19 protein-coding genes are annotated in these 20,754 nt (G+C 66.1%); 10 read left to right on the forward strand and 9 right to left on the reverse strand.

Annotation, left to right across the window (positions count from 1 at the left end; all coding sequences use genetic code 11):
* Nucleotides 1-15: 15 nt before the first annotated feature.
* Nucleotides 16-561, reverse strand: coding sequence for a hypothetical protein (locus QGN30_RS04670; RefSeq protein ID WP_014381310.1), 546 nt, complete (start codon nucleotides 559-561; stop codon nucleotides 16-18).
* A 506-nt stretch (nucleotides 562-1,067) separates the two neighbouring features.
* Between QGN30_RS04670 and QGN30_RS04675 the strand changes: the two genes are divergently transcribed.
* Complete coding sequence (locus QGN30_RS04675; protein WP_009954022.1) at nucleotides 1,068-2,615, forward strand: sugar porter family MFS transporter; 1,548 nt, start codon at nucleotides 1,068-1,070, stop codon at nucleotides 2,613-2,615.
* 47 nt (nucleotides 2,616-2,662) lie between these two features.
* Here QGN30_RS04675 and QGN30_RS04680 read toward each other — a convergent pair whose 3' ends face one another.
* From QGN30_RS04680 to QGN30_RS04700, 5 genes are all read right to left on the reverse strand, one after another.
* Complete coding sequence (locus QGN30_RS04680) at nucleotides 2,663-3,400, reverse strand: hypothetical protein (protein ID WP_248923696.1); 738 nt, start codon at nucleotides 3,398-3,400, stop codon at nucleotides 2,663-2,665.
* A 116-nt stretch (nucleotides 3,401-3,516) separates the two neighbouring features.
* Complete coding sequence (locus QGN30_RS04685) at nucleotides 3,517-4,245, reverse strand: hypothetical protein (protein WP_201368060.1); 729 nt, start codon at nucleotides 4,243-4,245, stop codon at nucleotides 3,517-3,519.
* The gene (locus tag QGN30_RS04690) at nucleotides 4,245-4,811 is read right to left on the reverse strand and encodes a hypothetical protein (protein WP_008261549.1); all 567 of its coding nucleotides are present in this window, start codon (nucleotides 4,809-4,811) and stop codon (nucleotides 4,245-4,247) included. Before QGN30_RS04690 ends, QGN30_RS04685 begins: the two co-directional genes overlap by 1 nt.
* Before the next feature lie 11 nt (nucleotides 4,812-4,822).
* Nucleotides 4,823-6,028, reverse strand: coding sequence for a putative alpha/beta hydrolase (locus QGN30_RS04695; RefSeq protein ID WP_201368061.1), 1,206 nt, complete (start codon nucleotides 6,026-6,028; stop codon nucleotides 4,823-4,825).
* 114 nt (nucleotides 6,029-6,142) lie between these two features.
* On the reverse strand, nucleotides 6,143-6,736 hold the full coding sequence (locus tag QGN30_RS04700; RefSeq protein ID WP_201368062.1) for a hypothetical protein: 594 nt from the start codon (nucleotides 6,734-6,736) through the stop codon (nucleotides 6,143-6,145).
* Between the two features lie 283 nt (nucleotides 6,737-7,019).
* On the opposite strand from QGN30_RS04700, the gene QGN30_RS04705 reads away from it, so the two are divergent.
* The 8 genes from QGN30_RS04705 (at nucleotide 7,020) to QGN30_RS04740 (ending at nucleotide 15,226) form a co-directional block, all read left to right on the forward strand.
* On the forward strand, nucleotides 7,020-7,823 hold the full coding sequence (locus tag QGN30_RS04705; RefSeq protein ID WP_201368063.1) for a TIGR04255 family protein: 804 nt from the start codon (nucleotides 7,020-7,022) through the stop codon (nucleotides 7,821-7,823).
* 1 nt (nucleotide 7,824) lies between these two features.
* A complete protein-coding gene (locus QGN30_RS04710) occupies nucleotides 7,825-8,478 on the forward strand; it encodes a transcriptional regulator (protein ID WP_201368064.1) in 654 nt (217 codons plus the stop codon).
* A 2-nt stretch (nucleotides 8,479-8,480) separates the two neighbouring features.
* Nucleotides 8,481-9,140 carry a hypothetical protein gene (locus QGN30_RS04715; RefSeq protein ID WP_201368065.1) on the forward strand — a complete coding sequence of 220 codons (660 nt, stop codon included), beginning with the start codon at nucleotides 8,481-8,483 and terminating at the stop codon, nucleotides 9,138-9,140.
* A gap of 281 nt (nucleotides 9,141-9,421) precedes the next feature.
* On the forward strand, nucleotides 9,422-11,281 hold the full coding sequence (gene dnaK, locus QGN30_RS04720) for a molecular chaperone DnaK (protein WP_014385934.1): 1,860 nt from the start codon (nucleotides 9,422-9,424) through the stop codon (nucleotides 11,279-11,281).
* Complete coding sequence (gene grpE, locus QGN30_RS04725) at nucleotides 11,278-11,919, forward strand: nucleotide exchange factor GrpE (RefSeq protein ID WP_014943046.1); 642 nt, start codon at nucleotides 11,278-11,280, stop codon at nucleotides 11,917-11,919. The genes dnaK and grpE overlap by 4 nt, the downstream gene beginning before the upstream one ends.
* A gap of 49 nt (nucleotides 11,920-11,968) precedes the next feature.
* Nucleotides 11,969-13,147, forward strand: coding sequence for a molecular chaperone DnaJ (gene dnaJ / locus QGN30_RS04730; RefSeq protein ID WP_008261532.1), 1,179 nt, complete (start codon nucleotides 11,969-11,971; stop codon nucleotides 13,145-13,147).
* On the forward strand, nucleotides 13,147-13,542 hold the full coding sequence (locus QGN30_RS04735; protein ID WP_008261523.1) for a heat shock protein transcriptional repressor HspR: 396 nt from the start codon (nucleotides 13,147-13,149) through the stop codon (nucleotides 13,540-13,542). Before dnaJ ends, QGN30_RS04735 begins: the two co-directional genes overlap by 1 nt.
* Before the next feature lie 136 nt (nucleotides 13,543-13,678).
* A complete protein-coding gene (locus QGN30_RS04740) occupies nucleotides 13,679-15,226 on the forward strand; it encodes an IS1182 family transposase (protein WP_248923482.1) in 1,548 nt (515 codons plus the stop codon).
* Between the two features lie 219 nt (nucleotides 15,227-15,445).
* On the opposite strand, the gene QGN30_RS04745 is transcribed toward QGN30_RS04740, so the two are convergent.
* The 3 genes from QGN30_RS04745 to QGN30_RS04755 are packed head-to-tail and all read right to left on the reverse strand — an operon-like array spanning nucleotide 15,446 to nucleotide 18,017.
* Nucleotides 15,446-16,357: an aldose 1-epimerase gene (locus tag QGN30_RS04745; RefSeq protein ID WP_009954034.1), complete on the reverse strand. Its 912-nt coding sequence runs from the start codon at nucleotides 16,355-16,357 to the stop codon at nucleotides 15,446-15,448.
* Nucleotides 16,358-16,359: 2 nt separating this feature from the next.
* On the reverse strand, nucleotides 16,360-17,550 hold the full coding sequence (locus tag QGN30_RS04750) for an FAD-binding oxidoreductase (protein ID WP_008261520.1): 1,191 nt from the start codon (nucleotides 17,548-17,550) through the stop codon (nucleotides 16,360-16,362).
* A gap of 32 nt (nucleotides 17,551-17,582) precedes the next feature.
* Nucleotides 17,583-18,017 (reverse strand): DUF3060 domain-containing protein, encoded by a 435-nt coding sequence (locus QGN30_RS04755; RefSeq protein ID WP_372456531.1) that lies wholly within the window; start codon nucleotides 18,015-18,017, stop codon nucleotides 17,583-17,585.
* A 133-nt stretch (nucleotides 18,018-18,150) separates the two neighbouring features.
* Between QGN30_RS04755 and clpB the strand changes: the two genes are divergently transcribed.
* Nucleotides 18,151-20,697, forward strand: a complete 2,547-nt coding sequence (gene clpB, locus QGN30_RS04760) for an ATP-dependent chaperone ClpB (protein ID WP_008261516.1) — start codon at nucleotides 18,151-18,153, stop codon at nucleotides 20,695-20,697.
* The last annotated feature ends 57 nt before the right edge of the window (nucleotides 20,698-20,754 follow it).

Genomic DNA, 20,754 nt, shown 5'->3' on the forward strand with positions numbered 1-20,754 from the left:
CCTGCCGCCGACTCGCTAACGCAGGCCCGGCGGAACCGTGATGACCGTCGGCACCTGCGGAATGGTGATCACCGGCGGCAGCTGCGGCAGATGGTGGCGATGCGTGGGCTGCTGCGTTTGTTGCCCGGTGGGCTGCTGCTGCGTCGGCTGCTGGGCCGGCGGCTGCTCTTCGGCGCTGCTGCTGGACTCGGTGGTGGTCGTGGTCGTCGTGGTCGACGGCGTCGTTGTTGTCGTTGTCGTGGTGGTGCTCGTCGTCGACTTGGGGACGTGGTTGACGGATTGGTCGTCGTGAATGAGCTCGATGATCCCGAAGACGATCAGGCCGATCAGGATGACGACGGAAATCAACCAGGCGATGAGCATCGCGGGCCTGCGGTACCAGGGCGTGGGCTCGGGTTCCTGGTCGAACGGGTCGAAGCCCTGGGGTTGCTCGAACCCGTGGGGCGGCTGGGGCGGGAAGTTCGGTGGCGGGACTTCACCGGTCGGCGGCTCGCTCATGCCGAAATCGGCATGCTGGGTCGGCCGATTGTGGAAGTCATCGCGTGGACCGTTGGATGCCACGGCACCGATGGTACTGACCGCACCTGCCAGCCTGCTGATGCCAACCCCTAAGGGGCGGTCGCGTCGCTCAGAAGGAGGGGTGCGGGTTCCCACACAGAGCGTGCACTCAGGGTCCACAGCCTACCGCCAGACTGTGGCGCTCAACACACCCGCCACACCATTTCCGGACGAATGATATTGCAGTACAGCACAATTCGACCGCCCCATCGCTTTTGACTTACCAACATATTCGTGACAGTCTCTTTTCCCGAATCGATGTGGAGGTCGAACGGCAAGCCCACATCAACTGCGGCGCCTCCCGGGCTGGGCAGGCCGGCGAGTGAGCCGCCAGCGACCGACACGTACCCGCCGTCACAGCGGCGACGCCCGGTATGACATCGGGGTCCTGACGCCGCGGCGAGCGGCCATGCAATCCGAGCGCAGGGTAGGGAGGCGATCACGATGCCCGGCCGGCCCGCCCATGCGCCCCGGGTTCGTCGTCTCTGCTACAACGATCGGCCCTGCTAATGGCCGCCGATCCCACAGACCGCGAATGGTGGTCAGAAGCCGGCGACGACGCCCCGACCGCGGCGAGCCAGCACCGTCGCGCGGCGGAGCTGCCCAATGGGACCGACCCGGCCAAGTGCGCAGATGCGGCCCACGAGGGAGCGTCGCAGCGTGCAGTCGGTGCCGTCGCGGAGGCGGGAAGCCAACTGACGAGCGCCGTGGTCGTCATTGCGCTCGTCTCGGCGATCTCGGGCTTGCTCTACGGCTACAACACCGGTGTCATCTCCTGGGCCCTATTGCAGCTCACCGAGGAGTTCAACCTCACCGCGGCCTGGAAGCAGGTGGTCGCCGCCAGCATCCTGCTCGGCGCCATCGTCGGGGCGTTGGCGTGCAGCTGGCTATCCGACCGGTTCGGCCGGCGCGGCACGCTGTTGATGCTGGCGGTGCTGTTCATCGTCGGCGCGCTGTGGTGTGCCGACGCGCCGGATGTCGTGGTGCTGTCGCTGGGAAGGCTGGTCTTGGGCTTCGCCGTCGGCGGGGCGACCCAGACGGCCCCGATGTATGTCGCCGAGCTCTCGCCGTCGGCCTACCGGGGGCGGTTGGTGCTGTGCTTCCAGATCGCCATCGGGGTGGGCATCCTCGCCGCTAACCTCATCGGGGTCTTCGACTCGGTCTCCTGGCGGGGGCCGACCGGAATCGCGTGCGTACCCGCCGCGATCATGCTGTGGCTGTTGCTGCGCCTCCCGGAAAGTCCGCGCTGGCTGGTCAAGCAAGGTGATCGAAACGCCGCGCGAGCCGTGTTGGAGCGGGTCCGGCCCGACGGCTACGACGTGGGCGCCGAGCTGGACGAGGCGACCGAACTCGCGCGCATGGAACGCAAGGCCAGCACCCGCGGGTGGAGCGGGCTGCGCGACGCCTGGGTGCGCCCGGCCCTGGTCCTGGGTTGTGGCATCGCGGTGTTCACCCAGCTCAGCGGCATCGAGATGATCATCTACTATGCGCCGACCATCCTGACTGACGACGGCGTGTACCGGTCCGTGGCTCTGCTGGTGTCGGTGATGTTGGGTGCGACGTACGTGATCGCCCAACTAGTGGGGTTGGCCATTATCGACCGGGTCGGCCGGCGCCGGCTCACCCTCATCATGGTGCCGGGCGCGGCGATCAGCCTGTTCGCGCTCGGGCTGATCTTCGTCACCGCCGACAGCGGTCGAGATGTGATCGCCTACATCATGATTTCCCTGATCGCCTTCATGGTGTTCAATGCCGGCGGTCTGCAGCTGATGGGATGGCTGACCGGCTCGGAGACCTATCCGCTGGCGGTGCGACCGGAGGGCACCGCCGTGCATTCGGCGACGCTGTGGGGGACCAACCTGCTCATCACGCTGACGCTGCTGTCGCTCATCAATGCGATCGGGGTCGGACCCTCGATGTGGCTCTACGCGTTGTTCAACGTGGCGGCGTGGATATTCGTATTCTTCCGCATGCCCGACCTCACCGGTAAAAGCCTGGAAGAAATCGAAAAGAACCTGGCGGAGGGGAAATTCCGACCGTCAGACTTCGCACGCTGACGAATACGCTTGCGCGGCACGTCTTTTCGGGCTGCTCTGCGGCGCGGTCACACGCCAGCCATTGACTGGCCTCGAAGGATCCGTTCGATCCGGTCGAGCAGCTCGCACGGGTTTTCGTGGGCGCCGTCTTTCCAGGCCACGAGGGCGTTGAGCAGGTTGATCGGTTGAACGCTCAGATACATTCCGAGCATCACCGTCGCGGTCGCCTCGCTGCTGACATCGGCGGGCTGGTAGGCGACTTCGACTTGCAACCGCTCGGTACCGGCCGCCACGCTCGGGACGAGCTTTGGCTCGATCGAACGGACATGCTCACGCCGGATGTCGGTCAACTCACTGCCGCGCTCTGCGATCCGCACGGTCAACGCCGCGGGGGTGATACGGAGAAGGGATCGGCGCCAGATCCAGAGGGAGACTCCCACCAATAAGGCAGAGATGGCCAGCAGAATTACCCCGCCGTACCACAGCCACGCCGGATTACCGGGTGCACCTCCTGCGGCGATAGCGACGGCACTCATCAGCGGAAAAGAAGTGCCGAAAACGTATGTGTTTCCCTCGTACCAAGGAATGTAGCGGCAGACGATCGCGTCCCCGGTGCGACTGACCCCAGCGCCAAAGATTCGGCGGCCGCTTCCATAAATGATGCCGACACCGCACGCAGCAGCGCCCACAGGCAGATACCAAGCCGATCCAACCAGCACATTAATAACCGCCAACAGGCATAGGGCACCACCGACGGCGTAGCGCAGTTTCGGCACGCGTCGGCGTTTCGCCGCGCGGTCGGCCATCAGTGACCGTCTTGAGTTGCGATTACGGGTCTCCTGTTCAGCTGTGATGATCCGTGACTGTGACGCGCCGTCGATCGTGGCGAGCATGCTGCGCCGATGCGTCGCGCGTGACACGGTTACACACCGACGGTGGAGTGGCCCCGGAGAATCGCTTCGACCCGATTGAGTAGCTCGCTCGGGTTTTCGTGAGCGCCGTCTTTCCAGGCCACAAGTGCGTTAAGCAGGTTAATCGGCTGGACACTCAACTGCAGGCCCAGGAGCAGAGTCTTGGCATCGCTGCTCAAATCCGTTGCACGGTAGGTGATTGCGACTTGCAGCGATTGTCCGCTCACGCCATTTGGGACGATCTTGGGCTCGATCGACACAACACACTCACGCTGGATTTCGGTCAACTCGTCCTTGGGTCCAGTCAAACGCACGGTCAAAACCGACGGGGAAATACGCAAAAGGCACCGACGCCACATGCGCACGGCGCTAAACACGAAGAGTGGCGTCAGAACCAGCAGGATGATCCCGCCGAACCGAAGCCACGCAGGGTTGCCCGAATCGTTGGATGCGGCAATCATGGCGACTCCCATCAGCGGGAGCAACACATTCAGGAAGTACGCGTTTCCCTCATACCAGGGGACGTAGTGACACATAATCTCGTCATACGTCCGGGTGACACCCGCCCGGAAGATTCGGCGCCTGCCGAGGACGATCAAGATCGCTCCGCAGAGCACCACCACAGACAAGTACCACTGCAGTCCCGCCCGCGCTGCCACCACAGTCAAGAGGCACAACGTGCCGCCGAAGGTGTAGCGCAGTATCCGTCCCCACCGGGCGCTGGTCTCACCGTTCGCCATCAGTGACCGTCTCGTGTCGTCGTTGCGGGAGCTTTACGGGGGTGATTGTCCGAAGCCGGACCTGCCGGCGCGGCACCCATTCGGACAGACAGCCAGATATTCGCCTGTTTTACAGGTGATTCATGTAGTGCGGTCATCGTGAGTTGCGCGATCAGCGTCTCTTGTCCTTCCGTGATGATCCGCGATCGTGAGACGCTGTCGATGGTGCCGAGCTCGTGGGCAATCTGCATCGCGAGCAATCCTTGAACTCCGACACATTCACCGGCGGGGCCAAGTTCGCGGCGCACCTCGTGAGATCCCGGCGCCGACTGCAACTGCTGCTCGGCCAGCATCGCGAACGCCTCCCTCGCATCCAGTGGGGCCGCCACTTTATGCATCGTCAACACCGCGTTAGCACCGAACACGTTGATGCACGGGTCGTTGCGACAGGCCCACACACGAGCACCGAAAGCCGAGTCGAAGGGTTCCCAGCCCGAGGGCACCCCCACTTCCACGACAAAACCGACAAACCGCTCGACCGGAGATACCACAATGCCGCTGGTCTGCACGAACTCATCGAATCGCATCGAACATGCCCCTACCCGAAACCGAAGATCGATTCCACGCCGTGCACCGCGCTACCGACGGCATTCGCGACCGGCTGCCAGGCCACTTCAACCGCTTTGGATGCGCCGAAGGCAGCGCCCGCTCCCACGACTGCGCCCACCACCAGACCAATCGCCGTCCCTGCTCCTGGGACGACCGACCCGATCGCTGCACCAGCTGCCATATCCGCGGCAAATCCTCCAGCCGCCGCGCCCGCGTAGAGCCCGAATGCAGTTCCGACACCCTCCCGCGTGACGGCCTCTGGCACCGAGTTCCCGTCGTGGATATCGGACATGACGGCCGGTACCGCGCTGGCCGCACCAACCACCCGGCCGACACGGGAGAATCCTTTCAGCTCGAAGCCGCCGATCTTCGGATCCTCGAACCACCGCAACAATCCCGGATCAGCCTTGCCGGGGCCGGTACCGGGGGACTCGGCGATCAACTTGGTCGTCGCCCCGCGCACACCGTCGGCCGTGCCGCCGGCGATCGCGCCCGCAGTCCCGGTCAGCACCTCGCCCTTCGTCGGGGCCAGGGCGGGTCCCCCGCCGGGTTGGTCGGCCGGTGCCGGGCCGGGTCCTGCAGGGGCAGGTGTGAGGTCGTAACCGTCCGCGTGCAGGGTCCCCATCGCGTTCTGAAACGAGTTGGCGTAACCGTCCCGGGTCGATTGCAGCTGGCCCAGCGCGGCTTTGGTGTCGCGGATCGCGTCGTCTTCGCGACCGCTGATAAACGCATCCAGCGCGTGTCGATCTTCCGCGGTAAGGGTGGGGTCCTTCTCCAACTCCACCGCTTGGCCGATGAAGCCGTCCAGCTGCTGCAACTGACCTTCCAGCGCCGCGATCTGTCCGGCCGCGGCCTTTTGCGCCTCGGCCAGGTTGGCGGCGATGTTTTCCAGGTCTGCAGCGATCTTGGGCAGCTGCAAGGACTGCGCCCCAAGGGCTTTCGTGACTCGCTGCACTTCGTCGGACCCAGTGATCGGATGGTCCCCGTTTTGGTGGTTCCAGGCAGCGTCGAAGCGGCTACGGGCTTGGTCGAACGCATTGGTGGCCTCGGCGGTGCATCGGCCCGCTTTGAGGAAGGCCTCCGCGAGCTGGGATATCTGAAACGGGCTACCGGCCTGCAGGCTCTGATTGACTGCCCACGGATCACCGCCGGCTTCGGCGATCAGCGCCGCGACGCTGATGTAGCGGAGTTGCATGGGGTCGTGAGGGCTTCTTGGTTAGGCCGGGCCTGAGCGAGCACCGGTGACTGGGCGGTGACACAACGCGGCAGACCGATATCCCCCCGCCACGCTGTCGACAAGGGTACTGCCCTAGAACGTGTTGACCTTCTCGATGCTGACGAACATGCCGTGCTTGGTCTGGTCGTTGGTGAAACGGGTGCCGTCGGCATTGGCGATGATCGTCCAGCCCTGGGCGGCGTAGGTCTGGTAGTCGATCCTGACGGTCGGGATGGCCCCCAGGTTGCCCAGCACCCACTGCACCTTGCCGCCGGTGGTGATGCTGACGCCGTTGGCGTGCTCACCGTCCTGCAACGGGGAGTTGGTGAAGGGCGCCTCGCAGCCGACGGTGTCCTTGTTGATCTGGCAGCGGGTCACGCCGGATTTGGTCTCGATGAAGACGTAGCCGTTCTGGTCGGGCGGCAGCGGAATGGCCCCGGCCGGATTCGTGGGGCCGGTCGGCGCGGCCGGAGCCGTTGGGGCCGGAGCGGCGGTCGCCGACGGCGGCGACGGCGTGGATCGAGGCGTGGGGAAGGACGGTTCGCCTGCGCCCGCCCCGGGCGACGCCACCGGCCGGCCGCCGATGACAGAGCTGCAGCCGAACACCAGCCCGGAACCGGCGAACAGGGCTACAAGCAGCAACGAACCACCGGCCAGACTCCGCCGCGCATTATCCGATAACCGCACCCGCCGCTCCCCAGACGATTCGAATGGCGGCACTCAGGTTACTCACCCCCCGGCGCCAGTCGCTGCACTTGAGTGCCTATCGATGCGGCGCCGATGGTGAAGTTTTATCGCCGTGTGACCGACTCGCGGGGCGACGATGCGCCGCCACCGCTGCCGCATTGGGCCGTCGGAGGCCCGGAGGTAGGTAGGAGCTCGGGAAAAGTCTAAAAGTGCCGCGCGGACCCGGCGCGACAGCGCGACCATAGGTATCACTTTTGGTTATTGTTTTGGTTACCATGGTGTTGTGACCGCCCATTTTAAGTACCCGAACGACCCTATTGCGCTGGTCTTGATTGAACTCCGCCACCCGCCGACTGAGCCGCCGGCGCCATCTGCTCTGGCCGTCTTGAAAGAGGCGCTGATGAAATGGACGCCCATCCTCGAACAGGAGGAGGTGCGGCAGGTCAACCTAGAAACGGGTGAGCACACCGCCCATTCTCTGAAGAAGCTCGTCGCCCGTGATCGCCGCACCGCGATTACCTTCCGCCCCGACGCGATGACCCTCGAAGTAACGGACTATCCGGGCTGGGAGGAGTTTCGGATGATCGTTCATGCGATGGTCGCGGCCCGCCAGGACGTGGCCCCTGTCGATGGCTGCATTCGGATCGGTCTGCGCTACATCAACGAGATTCGGGCATCGCTAGAGCAGCCGTCCGGGTGGGCATATTGGGTAGCCGAAAGTCTCCTCGGACCGGGGACTGAACTTGCTGATCTCAAGCTCACGACCACTGCGCAGCAGCACGTCATTCAGTGCGACGGTCCTGAGGCTGGCGACACCCTGACACTGAGGTACGCCGCTGCGCGTGGTGCGGTGGTCCAGTCAACTCCAATACTCCAGCGCTTGAAGGAGCCTCCGCCCGATTCGGATTTCTTTCTCATCGACATCGATAGCGCGTGGAGCGACCCACGCAGGGGCATCCCCGCGCTCGACGCCGACCTGGTGGACGAAGTCGCCGAAAGGCTCCATGAACCTATTGGTCCACTATTCGAGTCGTTGATCACATCAAACCTTCGCACGCAAGTGCTCCAACAACCCGGACTGGAGTGACATGACCATTTCCTTCTCAGGCTCAAATCTTAGGGACGACACTACATCCGGCGACGGCGATTACCGCCTCGGCAAACTCCCCGAAACCACTCCATCGACCTCGGTGTTCGACCGTGCCGACGTCAATTACCGCCGATCCACCGAGCTCCACGGGCAAGTCCGTGACACGCGGCGGAAGGCGCACCTCGTCGAGCTTGAGTCCAGGACCGTCGAGCGGGCGCGGTGCGCGCCGATGCAGATTCTTGAGCAACTCGCGGATTACGGCTTTGCCTGGCGAGACATCGGTCGGGTTGTGGGAGTGACCGTGCCCGCGATTACCAAGTGGCGCAAGGGTGCTGGAGTTACCGGAGAGAACCGGCTAAAGATCGCCCGCCTGCTCGCTCTTATCGACATGCTCGCGGACCGTTTCATTGACGAACCCGCGTCGTGGCTCGAGATGCCGATCAAAGCTGGAGTGGGAATCACTCGAATGGATCTCCTGGAAGGAGGTCGGTACGACCTCGTGTTAGCGCTGGCTAGTACTCACACCGGGGACGGCGCGGTCGAGTATGTGCTGAACGAGACTGACCAGAACTGGCGAGAGACCTTTGTAGACAACGCTTTCGAGTCCTATGTCGCTGAGGACGGCGTGATCTCGATAAGACCCAAGAGGTAACTGTGACCGAGTTGGAGACGCCTGATGATCCGGAGTCGATATACCTTGCCCGCCTGGCGGATGTGGGAGAACACAGACCGACGTTCACAGGCGACATTTATCGACTCGGCGACAGTCACATGGTGATGATTCTCCAGCATCCATGCGCGCTGCGGCGCGGCGTTGACCTCCATCCGCGTTTGCTCGTCGCTCCGGTTAGCCTGGACTCCCTTCGATCTAATTGGGCCAAGGCTCCGTTCGGAACGATGCCGCTGCCCAAGCTCATCGACGGTAAGGATCACTCGGCGGACTTCATTAATCTTGAACTCGTAGATTCACCAACGCTTCCGACCCGCGAGCGGATCGCAGTGCTGAGTCAGTCAGGTGTCAACCTGCTTATGCAGCGGTGGGTGTATCACAGCACCCGGCTCGCCGTACCTACACACACCTACTCCGACAGCACTATCGGTCCGTTCGACGAGGCAGACCTGATCGAGGAGTGGGTGACGGATCGCGTCGAAAATGGGGCTGATCCGAAGGCGGCCGAGCGCGAGTGTGCCTCCTGGCTGGATGAAAAAGTTAGCGATCGCACGCGACGGGGGCTGCTTAGTGACCGTCAGCGTGCAAGCTCCATTCGGCGAGAGGCGCGTTCGTACCGAAAATCGGTCAAGCTCGCCGACTGAGCAAACAGAATGACCCAGCTGCGGCGATGTCGGGCGCCTCGACGCTGTCGGGAGCTTTCGACACGCCTCGGACGGCTTAACGATGATCCGACAGGGTGAGCGGCTTCCCACCACTGCCCCTGGGAACAACGCGGGACCGCGGGCCGTTAACATGATCGACAAGTTGAGTGAACCAGGCTCAAGACTAGGTTGACAGCCTATCGCCCTCAGGGGCAGGCTTGAGCGGGGTTCACTCAGCATAGTGGCACCAGACAAGCTCTACACAATCAGGAGGAATCACTATGGCTCGTGCGGTCGGTATCGACCTCGGGACCACCAACTCCGTCGTCGCAGTCCTCGAGGGCGGTGACCCCGTCGTCGTCGCCAACTCCGAGGGCTCGCGGACCACCCCGTCCATCGTCGCGTTCGCGCGCAACGGCGAGGTGCTCGTCGGCCAGCCCGCCAAGAACCAGGCGGTCACCAACGTCGACCGGACCATCCGTTCGGTCAAGCGGCACATGGGCACCGACTGGTCCATCGAGATCGATGACAAGAAATACACCGCCCAGGAGATCAGCGCCCGCGTGCTGATGAAGCTGAAGCGCGACGCCGAGGCATACCTGGGTGAGGACGTCACCGACGCGGTGGTCACCGTGCCGGCGTACTTCAACGACGCCCAGCGTCAGGCGACCAAGGAAGCCGGCCAGATCGCCGGCCTGAACGTCCTGCGCATCGTCAACGAGCCGACCGCCGCCGCGCTGGCCTACGGCCTGGACAAGGGCGAGAAGGAGCAGACCATCCTGGTCTTCGACCTCGGTGGCGGCACGTTCGACGTGTCGTTGCTCGAGATCGGCGAGGGCGTGGTCGAGGTCCGCGCCACCAGCGGTGACAACCACCTCGGTGGGGACGACTGGGACGACCGCGTCGTCGACTGGCTCGTCGACAAGTTCAAGGGCACCAGCGGAATTGACCTGACCAAGGACAAGATGGCGATGCAGCGGCTGCGTGAGGCCGCGGAGAAGGCCAAGATCGAACTCTCGAGTTCGCAGAGCACCTCGATCAACCTGCCTTACATCACCGTCGACGCGGACAAGAACCCGCTGTTCCTCGACGAGCAGCTCACGCGCGCCGAATTCCAGCGCATCACACAGGATCTGCTGGACCGCACCCGTCAGCCCTTCCAGTCCGTGATCAAGGACGCCGGCATCTCGGTCTCCGAGATCGACCACGTGGTCCTGGTGGGTGGTTCCACCCGGATGCCCGCGGTGACCGAACTGGTCAAGGAGCTCACCGGCGGCAAGGAGCCCAACAAGGGCGTCAACCCCGACGAAGTGGTGGCCGTGGGTGCCGCGCTGCAGGCTGGCGTGTTGAAGGGCGAGGTGAAAGACGTTCTGCTGCTTGACGTTACGCCGCTGAGCTTGGGTATCGAGACCAAGGGTGGCGTGATGACCAAGCTCATCGAGCGCAACACCACGATCCCGACCAAGCGGTCGGAGACCTTCACCACGGCCGATGACAACCAGCCGTCCGTGCAGATCCAGGTGTACCAGGGTGAGCGCGAAATCGCTTCGCACAACAAGCTGCTCGGCTCCTTCGAGCTGACCGGCATCCCGCCGGCGCCCCGCGGCGTCCCGCAGATCGAGGTCACCTTCGACATCGACGCCAACGGCATCGTGCACGTCACGGCCAAGGACAAGGGCACCGGCAAGGAGAACACGATCAAAATCCAGGAGGGCTCCGGCCTGTCCAAGGAGGAGATCGACCGGATGATCAAGGACGCCGAGGCGCACGCCGAGGAGGACCGCCAGCGCCGCGAGGAGGCCGACGTCCGCAACCAGGCCGAATCGCTGGTCTACCAGACGGAGAAGTTCGTCAAGGACCAGCGCGAAGCCGAGGGCGGGTCGAAGGTTCCCGAGGACACGCTGTCCAAGGTCGACGCCGCGATCGCCGAGGCCAAGACGGCCCTGGGCGGCACCGACATCACCGCGATCAAGTCGGCGATGGAGAAGCTGGGCCAGGAGTCGCAGGCGCTCGGGCAGGCCATCTACGAGGCCACCCAGGCCGCGGGCGAACAGGCCGACGCGACCGGTGGTGGGCAGGCTGGCTCCGCTGACGACGTCGTGGACGCGGAGGTGGTCGACGACGACCGGGAGTCCAAGTGACAGAAGGAAACCCACAGGAACAGGTGACCGTCACCGACAAGCGGCGAATCGATCCTGAGACCGGTGAAGTACGGCAGGCCCCTCCCGGCGATACGCCGGGAGGGCCGGCCCCGGCCGATGAGCCGGCGGTTCAGGGCGAGGGCAAGCTCGCCGAGCTGACCGCCGATCTGCAACGCGTGCAGGCCGACTTCGCGAACTACCGCAAGCGGGCGCTGCGCGACCAGCAGGCCGCGGCGGACCGGGCCAAGGCCGCCGTCGTCAACCAATTGCTGGGCGTGCTCGACGATCTCGACCGGGCGCGCAAGCACGGCGACCTCGAGTCGGGCCCGCTGAAGGCGGTGGCCGACAAGCTGGAGGGCGCGCTGACCGGGCTCGGCCTGACGGCGTTCGGCGAGGAGGGCGAGGACTTCGACCCGGTGCTGCACGAAGCCGTCCAGCACGAGGGCGACGGATCTCGCCCGGTGATCGGCACCGTCATGCGGCAGGGCTACAAGCTCGGCGATCAAATCCTGCGCCACGCCATGGTCGGCGTCGTCGACACGGTCGACGACGAAGGCGACGAATCGGCCTCGGCCGGTGAGGCTGAGGAAACCGCGCCGGTCGAATCGGACGATAACGCCGGCACGTCCGGTGACTAGACCACACAATCAGCACAACGCAACGCCGAAGGTGAGGGGGTGACGCGACATGGCCCAGCGTGAATGGGTCGAAAAAGACTTCTACAAGGAGCTGGGCGTCTCCTCTGACGCCAGTCCCGAAGAGATCAAACGCGCCTACCGCAAACTGGCGCGCGATCTGCACCCGGATGCCAACCCGGACAATCCCGCCGCCGGTGAACGATTCAAAGCCGTGTCGGAGGCGCACAACGTGTTGTCCGATCCGGCCAAGCGCAAGGAATACGACGAAACCCGAAGGCTGTTCGCCGGCGGCGGTTTTGGCGGGCGCCGGTTCGATACCGGCGGCTTCGGTGGCTTCAACGTCGGCGGCGACGGGGCGGAGTTCAACCTCAACGATCTGTTCGACGCCGCCGGCCGCAGCGGCGGCACCAACATCGGCGACCTGTTCGGCGGATTGTTCGGGCGCGGCGCCGGCGGCCGGCCCAGCCGGCCGCGCCGCGGCAACGACCTCGAGACCGAAACCCAGCTGGAATTCGTCGAGGCCGCCAAGGGTGTGGCGATGCCGCTGCGGCTGACCAGCCCGGCGCCGTGCACCAACTGCCATGGCAGCGGGGCGCGGCCGGGCACCAGCCCGAAGGTGTGTCCCACCTGCAACGGCTCCGGCGTGATCAACCGCAACCAGGGCGCGTTCGGTTTCTCCGAGCCCTGCACCGATTGCCGGGGCAGCGGCTCGATCATCGAGCACCCCTGCGAGGAGTGCAAGGGCACCGGGGTCACCACCCGGACCCGCACCATCAACGTGCGCATCCCGCCCGGCGTCGAGGACGGACAGCGCATCCGGCTGCCCGGCCAGGGTGAGGCCGGTCTGCGCGGCGCGCCTTCGGGCGACCTGTATGTGACGGTGCACGTGCGCCCGGACAAGGTGTTCGGCCGCGACGGCGACGACCTGACCGTCACCGTTCCCGTCAGCTTCACCGAATTGGCCTTGGGCTCAACCATTTCGGTGCCCACGCTGGACGGCAAAGTCGGTGTCCGGGTGCCCAAGGGCACGTCCGACGGCCGCATCCTGCGGGTGCGCGGACGCGGTGTGCCCAAGCGCAGCGGCGGCAACGGGGACCTGCTGGTCACCGTAAAGGTCGCCGTGCCACCGAATCTGGAGGGCGCGGCCCAGGAGGCGCTGGAGGCATACGCCGCCGCCGAGCGCTCCAGCGGGTTTGACCCCCGGGCAGGATGGGCGGGTAATCGCTGATGGCCAAGGGCTCGAGTAATTCACGAAATGAGGATGCCCGAACGTTCCTGATCTCGGTCGCCGCCGAGCTGGCCGGCATGCACGCCCAAACCCTGCGCACCTACGACCGCCTCGGCCTGGTCAGCCCGCGCCGCACTTCCGGTGGGGGACGCCGCTATTCGGAGCACGACGTCGACCTGCTGCGTGAGGTGCAGCGGCTCTCGCAGGACGAGGGGGTCAACCTCGCCGGCATCAAGCGGATCATCGAGCTGACCAACCAGGTCGAGGCCCTGCAGGCGCGGATCAAAGAGTTGAACGAGGAATTGGCGCAGCTGCGCGCCAGCCAGCGCCGCGACGTGGCGGTGGTGCCCAAGAGCACCGCGCTGGTGGTGTGGCAGCCGCGCCGGGGGCGTTAATCGTCGGGAAGTTTGTCTTGCGCCCCAAGGGTTCCTGTCTCCGGAGCACACAACATTCGCAAAAGCGCTAGGAGGCTGCTGAATTAATCCGCGTGGCGGGCGTGGTTGTGGTGGGGTATTTGGGGATGATTGGTGGGTGCAGGGTCGGTCTGATGATCAACGTGAGTTGTTGGATGCGGAGTCGGTTGCCGGTCATCTTCTGAAGGGCGGCAGCGTGTTTGGTTTCCTGGCGGCTCATCGCCGCCAGTTGTTCCCTGAGGAATTGTTCGCCGATCTTTTCCCGTCGCGGCGGGGCCGCCCGAGTGTGCCCGCTGAGGTGATGGCCAGTGTGATCACGTTGCAGGCTCTGCACGGTCTTTCCGATAACGAGACCGTCGATGCGGTCACGTTTGATCTGCGCTGGAAAGCCGCGTGCGGTCTGCCGGTTACCGCTGCGGCGTTTCATTCCACGACACTGACTTATTGGCGGCGCCGGCTGGCCGAATCAGATCGCCCGAACCGGATATTCGAGGTGGTTAAGGCGGTGGTCGCTCAATCGGGGGCGTTGTCGGGAAAGACGCGCCGGGCCTTGGACTCCACGGTCCTCGATGACGCGGTGGCCACCCAGGACACGGTGACTCAGCTCATCGGTGCGATCCGTCGTGTGGGCCGTGAGGTGCCAAGCGCCACCGAGGTCATCGCAGCCCACTGTTTGGCCCATGACTACAGCGACCCGGGTAAACCGGCCATCATCTGGGACGACGCCGCAGCCCGAGAGGCATTGGTCGATGCCCTGGTCGCCGACGCGCGGCGGCTGCTCACCCAGTTGTCGGGACAGCCGTTGGAGCCACGCGCCGCCGACGCGGTGGCGCTGCTGGCTCTGATCGCCGGCCAAGACGTCGAACCGGCCGAGGGCTCGGATGGCACTGACGGGCAGTGGCGCATCGCCCAGAGCGTGGCGCCGGACCGGGTGGTCTCCACGGTCGACCCGGAATCGCGCCACGTGCACAAATCACCGCACCGCCAGCAGGATGGATTCAAGGCGCATGTGGTGGTGGAGCCCGATACCGGCATCATCACCGGCTGTGCGCTGACCAAGGCCGCCGGGGTGGGCAACCACGAAGTGGCCGTCGGGCTGGCCCTGCTGGCCAACGAATCTGGGCCGATGACTGTGCTGGCTGATGCGGCTTATGGCTCCGGTGAATTCCGCGCCCAACTGGCCCAACGCGGCCACACCGACCGGGTCAAACCCCCACTGGCGCGCCGCGCGTTGGCCGGGGGGTTCACCGTCGATGATTTCACTGTCGACCACGACGCCCGCACCGCAACCTGCCCCAACGGGCTCACCCGACCGATCAGCCGTTCCGGTCGCGCTTTCTTCGGCAAGGCCTGCACCGACTGCCCGTTGCGGGCGCGGTGCACCCGTAGCCGCGCCGGCAAAAATCTGCTCGTCGGCCGCTACGACGCCGCGCTGCGCGCTGCCCGCCAAGCCGCCCGCGACCCCGACTGGCTCAGTGAATACCACCAGCACCGGCCTATGGTCGAACGCAGCATCGCTTGGCTCACCCGCGGCAACCGCAGATTGCGCTACCGCGGAACCATCAAAAACGACCACTGGCTGCACCACCGAGTCGCCGCAATCAACCTGCGCAGGTTAATCACGTTGGGCCTCAACCACACTGGAACCAACTGGGCCATCGCCTAAACCTAAACTCAGAGACTTGCGCGACACGCCACTGCCCTGCAACCCTTACCGCGGCGGGGTGATCTCTTGTGTCGACCTCAGGGTCACATCAGCGCCAAAAAGCGCCGCGAGGCACCCCGCCCCCAAAGACCACTAATTCAGCAGCCTCCTAGCGCATGTGCTAGCGCTTTTCGCATGCTCCTGGTGATCAGCAGACAGCGACTGCAGTGACCCAGGTGGTCACTGTGATCGCACCCGGATCGAAAACTGCGTCACCACCGGCTCACCCGGCGCAGCGCAGCGATAGCCGCCGCGGCGCAGCGCGTCGGTCGGTGCGGCCATCGGCTCGAAACAGATGATGGCCTTGGACGGATCGTCGACCGGCGGCGCGAAGATCTGCGCCGCCGGATAGCCCCGCTCGAAATGCACCTCGATGCGTCGTCCGCCCCCGGACACCGCGAACACCGCGCCCTCGGTGACGTCGTCGTAGGCATCGTCAAAGGCCTTGTCGCGCAACGCCTCTCCGCCTGCCGGCTGCGGCTCGGACTCGCCGGTGGGCAGCCCCTTGTCGTCGAGACCGAGGTGCCGCAGCGCCGGCGTCTCGACGACCCAGTCACCGCGGGCCACGCCCGGCACTTGCAGGTAGGGATGAAACCCGAAGCACAGCGGCACCGCCGAGTCGCCGGTGGCGGCGACGGTGCTCCGCACCGTCAGGGTGCGATCGGCCAGTCGCGCGGTCACTGTCAGCAAATGCGGGTACGGGAAGCTGGCCAGCAGTCGTGGATCGGCACCGAAATCCACCAGAGCGGTCAGCTCGTTCGGGGACTCGTCCGTCACCCGCCAACCGGGATAGGCGGCCAGGACGCCGTGGATCGGCAACCCGTTGGGGTCGGCGCGCACCCCGTTCTCACCCGGCGTCAGGTCCACCGTCGCGCCCTGCGCGGTATAGGTGTTCGCGCCCAACCGGTTTGCCCACGGATACAGGATCGGGATGCCCATCGTCTTGCCGTCGCTGACATAGGCGTCCAGACCGCGACGTTGGCCGAGCAACTCCGCGCCGGCGTCGCGCAGCGACGTGCCGATCATCCCCGCGTCCGGAACGAACTGGGCAACCAGTGGCGACGAAGGATCGCGCAGGGTGACGACGTGCATGGCTACCTCCAGAGCGGATCGTGCTGAATGCGTTCGGGCGGAGCGCCTTTGGCGAGCAGCGCGGACTTGGTGGCGCTGACCATCGCCGGCCCGCCGCAGATCAGGATCTGACGGTCGCCCCAGCCGCCGTACTTGGTCACCACGTCGGGCAGCCGGCCGATCTGGTGCACGTGCAGGCCCCGCGGCGGCGTGACGTCGGGATAGTCGGCGGCCCACGCCGGGTCGGCGCTGTACTCCGAGACCGGCGACACCGACAGCCACGGGTTGTGCGACGCGACCTGCCACAGGGTGGGCAGGTCGTAGAGTTCGCAGCGGTAGCGCGCGCCGAAGAACAGATGTATCCGCGGGTTGACCGCGTAGCGGGACAGGTCCATGATGAGCGCCCGCAGCGGCGCCAGGCCCGTGCTGCCGGCGACCATCAGCACGTCGCCGCCGTCTCGGTCGACGCCCAGGCCGCCGTGTGGGCTGGACAGCCGCCACCGGTCGCCGATGCGGGTTTCGTTGACGATCGCGGTGCTGACCAGGCCGCCGGGCACCAGGCGCACGTGGAACTCGATCCCGCCGCCGGGATCGGCGGGAATGGCGGGGCTCAGATATCGCCAGCGGCGCGGGCATTGCGGCACATGGGCGTTGACGTATTGCCCAGGGTGGTAGTGCATCGGCTGGTCGAGCTGAAGCCGAACGACCGCCAGGTCCCGCGACACCCGCAGGTGTTCGATGACGGTGCCGTCCCACCAGGCGGGTCCCTCCTCGGCGTCCGCGGCGCCGCTCATCACCCCGGTGATCAGGTTCAGCGACTGCCTGGCCGCGTCGTCGACCGCGCCGGTCCAGGCCGCACCCAGATGCGAGCGGAGCGTCGCCAGCAATGCGCGGCCCAGGGTGTCGTAATGGTGCGGCAGCACACCGTATTTGCGGTGGTCCCGCCCGAGCTGGGCTAAAAACGCCACCGGCTCCCGCGCGCGCCGCGCGACCAGTTCGCCGTACACCCAGTGCATCGCGTGGCCGAAAGCGGCGCGCTGGGCGCTCATTTCGGGTGGGAAGAGATCGCGCACCGAGGCGTCGAGGGCGAACCAATGGGTGTAGAAGCGGTGCACCAGCTCGCCGGAATCACCCTGGGAGCCCGAGCGGCCCGCGCCGTCCGGTTCGAAGGCGTCGCGCAGCACGGCCAGCGCTTGGACGTCCTCGAGGCTCACGGGCCCCGATTCTAGGCTCGGATTCCGTGGATTCAGCCCTGCCGGACGACGTTGGCTGTCCCGGCGCTGACGATCTTGGGTGAACCCCAGTGGTAGACAACGACGTTGCCGGCTCCGGATGCGCTCAGCGCGTCCGTGCTGTCGACCGCGACGCGATTGTCGTTGCCGGAGACGGTGACGCTGGTGCAGTGGCCGGTGAGGGTGATCGTGTTGTTCTTTCCGCTCACCGACAGGTAGCCGGCGTGGCAGGGCAGCGTCTTCGTCGTACCGGCGCCGCTCACCTGCAGCGTCCCGGCGTCGGGCACCTCACTGGACTGGCTGCCGTGGGCGAGGTCGGTATGCAGGCCGACCGAGACAAGGCCCGCGAGCGCCACTCCGGCGAGGGCGGCCAGCCATAAGCCCCTGCCCCGGCGCGGGGTTCGGGTGGGGTCGGCGGCCTGGTCGGGGTGTTGCATCGTCTGCGTCATCGCTACGGGGGTACCCCGTACGGCGTAGTGCCCAAAACTCGGTAGAGTTGAGTGGAACAGACTCAACATTGACGACGTTGAACAAGCAGACAAGCATTTTTGCCAGCTCCCTTTCGACCCGAATGGAGGCGTCGTGGACTCTTTCAACCCGACCACCAAGACCCAGGCGGCGCTGACCTCGGCGCTGCAGGCGGCCTCGGCCGCCGGTAACCCGGAGATCCGGCCCGCCCACCTGCTGATGGCGTTGCTGACCCAGGCGGACGGCATCGCCGCGCCGCTGCTGGAGGCCGTGGGGGTCGCGCCCGCCACCATCCGCGCCGAAGCCGAGCGCCTGCTCGAGCGGCTGCCGCAGGCCAGCGGCGCCAGCTCGCAGCCGCAGCTCTCGCGCGAGTCGCTGGCCGCCATCACCACCGCCCAGCAACTGGCCACCGAGATGGACGACGAATACGTCTCCACCGAACACCTGATGGTCGGCCTTGCCACCGGCGACTCCGACGTCGCCAAGCTGCTCACCGGGCACGGCGCGTCGCCGCAGGCGTTGCGGGAGGCGTTCGTCAAGGTCCGCGGCAGCGCCCGGGTCACCAGCGCCGACCCCGAGGCCACCTATCAGGCGCTGGAGAAGTACTCGACCGACCTGACCGCGCGCGCCCGCGAAGGCAAGCTCGACCCGGTTATCGGGCGTGACAACGAGATTCGCCGCGTCGTACAGGTGTTGAGCCGGCGCACCAAGAACAACCCGGTGCTGATCGGCGAGCCCGGCGTCGGCAAGACCGCGATCGTGGAGGGCCTGGCCCAGCGCATCGTCGCCGGCGACGTGCCGGAGAGCCTGCGCGACAAGACCGTCATCAGCCTGGACCTCGGCTCGATGGTCGCCGGCGCGAAGTATCGCGGCGAGTTCGAGGAACGCCTCAAGGCCGTCCTGGACGACATCAAGAACTCCGCCGGGCAGATCATCACCTTCATCGACGAGCTGCACACCATCGTCGGCGCCGGCGCGACCGGCGAGGGTGCGATGGACGCCGGCAACATGATCAAGCCGATGCTGGCCCGCGGCGAGCTGCGCCTGGTCGGCGCCACCACGCTCGACGAGTACCGCAAGTACATCGAGAAGGACGCCGCGCTGGAGCGCCGCTTCCAGCAGGTGCTGGTCGGGGAGCCGTCGGTGGAGGACACCGTCGGCATCCTGCGCGGACTCAAGGACCGCTACGAGGTGCACCACGGCGTGCGCATCACCGACTCGGCCCTGGTGGCCGCGGCGACGCTGTCCGACCGCTACATCACCGCGCGCTTCCTGCCGGACAAGGCCATCGACCTGGTCGACGAGGCCGCCAGCCGGCTGAAGATGGAGATCGACTCGCGGCCCGTCGAGATCGACGAGGTCGAGCGCCTGGTGCGCCGCCTCGAGATCGAGGAGATGGCGCTGGCCAAAGAAGAGGACGAGGCGTCCAAGGAGCGGCTGGAGAAGCTGCGCTCCGAGCTGGCCGACCAGAAGGAGAAGCTCGCCGAGCTCACCACGCGCTGGCAGAACGAGAAGAACGCGATCGACGTGGTGCGCGAGCTCAAGGAACAGCTCGAGGCGCTGCGCGGGGAGTCCGAGCGCGCCGAGCGCGACGGCGACCTGGCCAAGGCCGCCGAGCTGCGCTACGGCCGCATCCCCGAGGTCGAGAAGAAACTCGACGCCGCGCTTCCGCAGGCCGAGGCCCGCGAGAACGTGATGCTCAAGGAGGAGGTCGGCCCCGACGACATCGCCGACGTGGTGTCGGCGTGGACCGGCATCCCGGCCGGACGGATGCTCGAGGGCGAGACCGCCAAACTGCTGCGCATGGAAGACGAGCTGGGCAAGCGCGTCATCGGGCAGCGCAAGGCGGTGACGGCGGTGTCCGACGCAGTGCGGCGCGCCCGCGCAGGCGTCGCCGACCCCAACCGGCCGACCGGTTCGTTCATGTTCCTGGGCCCGACCGGTGTCGGTAAGACCGAGCTGGCCAAGGCGCTGGCGGAGTTCCTGTTCGACGACGAGCGCGCGATGGTCCGCATCGACATGAGCGAGTACGGCGAGAAGCACTCGGTGGCCCGGCTGGTCGGCGCCCCTCCCGGCTACATCGGCTACGACCAGGGCGGTCAGCTGACCGAGGCGGTGCGGCGGCGTCCGTACACGGTGATCCTGTTCGACGAGATCGAGAAGGCGCACCCGGACGTGTTCGACGTGCTGTTGCAGGTGCTCGACGAGGGCCGGCTCACCGACGGGCAGGGCCGCACGGTCGACTTCCGCAACACCATCCTGATCCTGACGTCCAACCTGGGCTCGGGTGGCACCGAGGAGCAGGTGATGGCCGCGGTGCGCTCGGCGTTCAAGCCGGAGTTCATCAACCGGCTCGATGACGTCATCGTCTTCGCCGGCCTGGAGCCCGGTGAGCTGGTGGCCATCGTCGACATCCAGCTGGCACAGCTGCAGAAGCGGCTGGCGCAGCGCCGCCTCACCCTCGAGGTGTCGCTGCCGGCCAAGCAGTGGCTGGCGCATCGGGGATTCGACCCGGTCTACGGCGCGCGGCCGCTGCGCCGGCTGGTGCAACAGGCCATCGGCGACCAGCTGGCCAAGCTGTTGCTGGCCGGCGACGTGCACGACGGCGACACCGTGCCGGTGAACGTCAGCCCCGACGGCGACTCCCTGATCCTGGGCTGAGCCGCGTTCGAACGTCGACTTGTTGTGGTTCTTTCCCCGGAAACCGCCCAACAAGTC

The organism is Mycobacterium sp. 3-98 (genome assembly GCF_035918355.1).
GTDB classification, from domain to species: Bacteria; Actinomycetota; Actinomycetes; order Mycobacteriales; family Mycobacteriaceae; genus Mycobacterium; species Mycobacterium intracellulare.